The organism is Bradyrhizobium sp. STM 3809, from assembly GCF_000239795.1.
Lineage (GTDB): Bacteria > Pseudomonadota > Alphaproteobacteria > Rhizobiales > Xanthobacteraceae > Bradyrhizobium.
Genome location: NZ_CAFJ01000117.1, coordinates 1 through 1,879, shown reverse-complemented (window position 1 = coordinate 1,879; position 1,879 = coordinate 1). Strand labels below are relative to the sequence as shown.

General features: G+C 65.1%; 2 protein-coding genes. Both read right to left on the bottom strand.

Annotated elements, in window-relative coordinates; all coding sequences use genetic code 11:
• Positions 1-1,062 (bottom strand): endolytic transglycosylase MltG (gene mltG / locus BRAS3809_RS06005; protein ID WP_035655460.1); only part of this gene is annotated, 1,062 nt, incomplete at its 3' end.
• Positions 1,063-1,325: 263 nt separating this feature from the next.
• On the bottom strand, positions 1,326-1,879 hold a 554-nt coding region (locus BRAS3809_RS06000), incomplete at its 5' end, for a 3-oxoacyl-ACP synthase (RefSeq protein ID WP_035655457.1).

Below are 1,879 nucleotides of genomic sequence, written 5' to 3'. Positions count from 1 at the left end.
CCGGAGCTTGGCGACGTTCTTCTGGTGCAGGTCGTAGGTCTCGGTGAAGGCGTGGCCGCCGGTGCCGTCGGCGACGAAGTACAGATCGCGCGTGCGCGCCGGGTTCGCGGTGGCCTCGAGCGAGGCGCGGCCGGGATTGGAGATCGGGCCCGGCGGCAGGCCTTCGATCACATAGGTGTTGTACGGCGACGGCTGGGTGATCTCGCTGCGCTTGATCGGCCGTCCCAGCGTGCCCTTGCCGCCCACGAGTCCGTAAATGATCGTGGGATCCGACTGCAGCTTGATCCGCTGCTTCAGCCGGTTGACGAACACCGCGGCGACCCGGCTGCGTTCGTCGGGCTTGCCGGTTTCCTTCTCGACGATCGAGGCCAGTGTCACCAGCTGCTCCGGCGTCTTCACCGGCAGATCCGGACTGCGGCGTTCCCAGATCTCGGCGAGCACGCGCTTCTGCGCCTGCTGCATGCGCTGGATGACCTGATCGCGACTGGTGCCGCGCGGGAACTTGTAGGTCTCCGGCAGCAGCGTTCCCTCGCGCGGGATCTCACGCACGCTGCCGGTGAAGATGTCGTTGTCGGACAGACGCGCGACGATCTGCTCGGAGGTCAGTCCCTCGGGAATCGTGACGCCATGCTGCACGACCTTGCCTTCGACGATCACGCCGATCACGCCGCGCAGCGATGCATTCTTCTGGAACAAATACTCGCCCGGCTTCAGATCGGGCGCTGCGTTGAGCGCATAGACGCTGCCGATGAAGATCCAGGGGTTGACGTCGATGACGCCCTCACGGGTCAGCACATCGGCAATATCCCGCTTTCCGGCGCGTGCCGGAATGTTGACGATCTTGTCTTCCTGCAGCGGTCCGGGCGCCTCGATGATCTGCCGACCGTAGTAGTAGACGGCGCCGCCGCCGATCATCGCCAGGATCAGCAGCGTGATGATCGCATTTCCGACCACCACGAAGGGATTGCGCGCGCGATCGGAGCGACGCGGCGGCGGCGGCACCCGTTCGGGCTCCAACGCTGCGCGCGGACTACGGGGCGAGATGGGCGGCCGTTCACTCATCGATGCAACCTTTGGTCCTGTCGCTCTCGTCGTGGCCGTGCGCACCCCACGCAAGCGACCTGAACTCAACGCCCATCCTCACGAATCATCACCGAATACGGCGAAAAGGTGTTTCGCCGGGTCTCGCCGCCAAGCGCGTTCACCGCATCGTCGCCCGGCCGACCTGCGACAGACACGCGAAGTGTTAGGTTCTAGTGTGGCTGCAGTCGGAAATCCGCGTGACAAAGTCGCAACAGGTCCACGCGGTGTTCCGCTCCTCCGCACTAGCTCACCACGCGCCGCAGAATCACCGACGCATTGGTGCCGCCGAAACCGAACGAGTTCGACAGCGCCACATTGATCTCGCGTTGACGAGGCGTATGCGGGACGAGGTCGATCGCGGTCTCTACCGACGGGTTCTCCAGATTGATCGTCGGCGGAGCGATGTTATCCCGAATCGCGAGAATGCTGAAGATCGCTTCGACGGCGCCGGCGGCCCCCAGCAGATGTCCGATCGACGATTTGGTCGAGGACATCGAGATCTTCGAAGCGGCGTTGCCGAGCAGACGTTCGACGGCGCCGAGCTCGATCTCGTCGCCCACCTGCGTCGAGGTGCCGTGCGCGTTGATGTAGTCGAGATCGGCCGCGGTAAGGCCGGCGCGCTTCAGCGCCGCGCTCATGCTGCGGAAGCCGCCATCGCCATCCGGCGACGGCGAGGTGATGTGATAGGCGTCGCCCGACAGGCCATAGCCGACCACCTCGGCATAGATCCGCGCGCCGCGCGCCTTGGCGTGCTCATACTCCTCGAGCACGACGACACCGGCGCCTTCGCCCATGA